This is a genomic window from Microcystis sp. M079S1 (assembly GCF_020246425.1).
Lineage (GTDB): Bacteria > Cyanobacteriota > Cyanobacteriia > Cyanobacteriales > Microcystaceae > Microcystis > Microcystis aeruginosa.
This window is the reverse complement of the sequence record NZ_JADBSZ010000081.1, coordinates 1-3,465: the sequence shown is the minus strand read 5'-3', so window position 1 is coordinate 3,465 and position 3,465 is coordinate 1. Positions and strand designations below refer to the sequence as shown.

General features: G+C 46.9%; 1 protein-coding gene. It reads right to left on the bottom strand.

Annotated features, from left to right (window positions below):
• Positions 1-473: 473 nt before the first annotated feature.
• Complete coding sequence (locus tag IM456_RS05200) at positions 474-2,651, bottom strand: TRAFs-binding domain-containing protein (RefSeq protein WP_287693058.1); 2,178 nt, start codon at positions 2,649-2,651, stop codon at positions 474-476.
• Between the last annotated feature and the right edge of the window lie 814 nt (positions 2,652-3,465).

Genomic DNA, 3,465 nt, shown 5'->3' with positions numbered 1-3,465 from the left:
GTGCCAGAAACAAACGTTGAGAAATCGATCCGAGGGACTCAAAACCCTTGCACTTTCGCTCTTCGATCTCGAAGGGTTCCGCTTCCAGACGTGCGAGGTCATTCTGTTATTCTGACTTCCCCGACTGACGACCGACGACCGGCTCCTGACTCCTAACCCCACCAATAAACTTTTTCAGCAAACCCTAGGTAGAACCCCAGCTCTTGATTGTCAAGGTGCAGATAGCGTAGTGATTAGACTACTTATGTTTTTAGAGCGGTTGATTACCCTATCCGCTCTACTTGTATGGTAGCTATTTTGCCTGGGTAGGTCAAGACCCTTAAAAGAAGAAGTTATTCGAGATTTTGTCAGGAGACTGGACACTTATTTTTAATCGCGCTTCGCTGTTCTCTGCGGGCCTTTGTTTCATCCCTTCGGTAAAACCGAGGGTCTTCACCCGACATTTGAGATAAAAAAATCTCGGCTCTGGTTTCTCAAGCTTCCCGATTCCCGATTCCCGCTCCTTGGGCTTTCCAATAATCAAACTTAGTTGTGTCTAGATGCTCGACAATCCCCCCCAATTGACGTACTTGCTTGACCATATCGCCAGTCCCGCCACGTCCATCACCGCCTTTGCCATCCCACAGGACAATCAACCGCATCCGCTCGATTCCGTAGATCAAACTGGAATAGAGCGCCCAACGATTGTTGCGCTCAAAGGAATTGCTTCCTTTCGGGACTGCTCCGATTCTTTCCGGTTGTAGGTTGAGTTCCACCTGGGGATGATTCTTAATTCCATAGAAACGCTCTACCCAATCATCGCCCGCAAAGCTGACCGACTTTTCAATAAATTGAGCCGACTCGAAGGGCAGATAGACCTCGACTTTCATCTGGCGCTCTAAACAGGCTTCTAGAAACAGGATATCGCCCCCACAGGCTATCCCTGGTGCGATCGCCAGATCCCTGGCATCAGCTTTTAGATTATCGAGTACCTCCTTAATTTTTTGTTGCGCCTCGGTTTCCATCGCCGGGGGAAACCGAAGCCGCGGGCGGTCTGGCTTGTCAATCATGTGACCCGAGAAGAGGAAAACTTGCGGAGGTTCCTTCACCGTTTGGGATGCGATCGCTGCTTCTTGATTTTCTATTCTCTTCAATTCTGCCTCGAGGACATCGAGGCCTGACTTGACATATTCAAGGCGGAAATTCAGGGATTCTAAAAGTTTCAACTGTTCTAAGGTTGAAAGTAAAGCAAATTTATTGTTCCAGAGCCGGTTCAGCGCCCTTTTATAGGCTCTGGCCACCTGTTGCGGGTTGCTGGCGGTACAGATGGCCAGATCGCCGAGGGAGAGGAAGACCCAAACATCGTTGTTATTCTTGATAGCGGCACTTTCCAGACTAAATTTAGCGGCTCCAGACAGTGCCGGCAACTCCTCTTTGATCGCTTTCTCTTCTGGATCGCTATCCTTGCCAGCCAGTGGCGCTAAATGCTTCAGCAGAGACGATAAGGTCAGGGCGTTGATGCCGGAATAGTAATGATTCTGATCGAGGCGGTAGCCTTGCAGGTAAGTCTCAATCGCTTTTTGCAGTAAGTGGGCTGATTCGTAAGCTGTTTGGCGGCGCTCTGCTTCATTCGAGATGCCTACCCATCGCTCCTTCCACATTTCCTTGTAAATGCGGGCTAAGTAGGAAATGGCATCGATATTGGCCGGTTCATCTCGCAGCAGCGACTCTAACTGTACGACTGCCTCTTCATATCGCTTCAGTCGGATCAGGTGAAAGGCTTCCTCGCGCCGGAATTCGGCATTTTTCGGCTGCAGTGCCAGTCCGTTGCGATATTGCTGGAGCGCTAGTTGATAATTTCCCAGGTTTCTTAAGGCTTTCCCCGCTTCGGCGATCGCCTCGCATTTAATTAGGGGGTTGCTCACTTCTTCTGTCAACAGCAAAACGTCACCAATGCGATCTTGGCGTTGGGCGATCACTACCCTTTTCCGCCAATTATTGTACTCATCCCAGTAGCCAATGGCTAGGGGGGTTTGCAGCGACCGGCGATCGGGTTCTTCCAAGCCGTCGAGTAAATTGAAAATGGGGCTGTGAATGCGATTAGGGTCTGATTCCCAGGTAGCGCGAGCCATTTTAGCGATCGCCTGCTTGTCTTTTTCCAGGTATTGGCGATCGGGCTGGCCATTCTCGTCACAATGATAGGGGAGAGTGCGAACGTTAAAAATATCGAAAGGCATACGACCTCGTCCCGACTGGATATGAATTAGTCCTCGCTTGCGTAGGGCGTGGCGCACTCCTAACTCATAAAAAACGTTGGCATTATCAATGCTGATGTCGGCAATTACCAGATCCGCCAGCAATAGTTCCTGAAACATATCGGTGAGGATATCGCCACTGACGCTTTCTTCATCGGCTCGAAATGGCTCAAATCCGGCTTCGATCAAGGCCGGTTTAATTAAATCCTGATAAATGCTATTGAAGTCTATCCATCGTTCATCGGGCCCTTTTTTCTTACCAAAGGGCATAACGACGAAGGCATGGGGCAATCCCTGTGGGCTGGCAGAGGTATCATGCTCTTGTTTCGGTTGGGGAACTAGCTCTAGGTTAGACTCAGAAACTTGTTCGGCGTTGGCGGCAGAATTTTTCTGGTTAATAATTTCTTGGCTGGGCATATTAATCTTTCTGACTCAAGCAAGATTGATCATAACTTATTTTAGTGAGATTCAATCCCCAGCAGTTTTTTTCAATAAAAAACTAACCGAGTCACTAGCAGTAACAGATTAGTCGGCCAATAAAGTAGCTTTGGGATTAAGTTGTTTTTATAATAAATCCAATCAAGTTTGATAAGTAGGTAGGTGTTAAAAATTGTCAGCTCCCCCCGCCTATCGGCACCTTATCAAGGGGAGCAGGGGGGGATCGAAGGCAAAATCTATCTTCTATTTAATTATAACCACTTACTTAATAGAAGGTTTTTGCGTCATTTTTAACTAATGTAACAAGTAGATGACGTATCCCCAATCAAGTGCTAGTCTGGCAGAAGATATCCGGTTACTTAGACTTACGGTAATTTTCTCAAATGTCAATAGCTAAGCTAAGACGCATTTAAACCGCTTATTCTTAGATTAGCCGAACCTCCCCCAATCCCTTTACTGTTGCCTTTTGCAAGAGTGCCTCTTGCCTCGTCTCAACAAGCAATTTAAATTACGAACAGCTTATAAGTCAATGTACTGCACGTTGGCAATAACCTTGCTTGTTGCTCGGCAAAATACCAAGATATCCTTTTTCCTTTTTCCCTTGAAACTGACTCCCGAATTATACTGTATGATCTAACGACTACTTAGGGTCTGCTGGAATAAATCTAAAAACATTGTTGGATAAGGTTTTTAGACTTTTTTCCCCTCAAAAAGTGCTGACCATTGGAGTGATCGCGGGTAAAATTCAGGGACTTTTTCCCTGAATTTTAGGTAACTGACTACCTCAAAATCG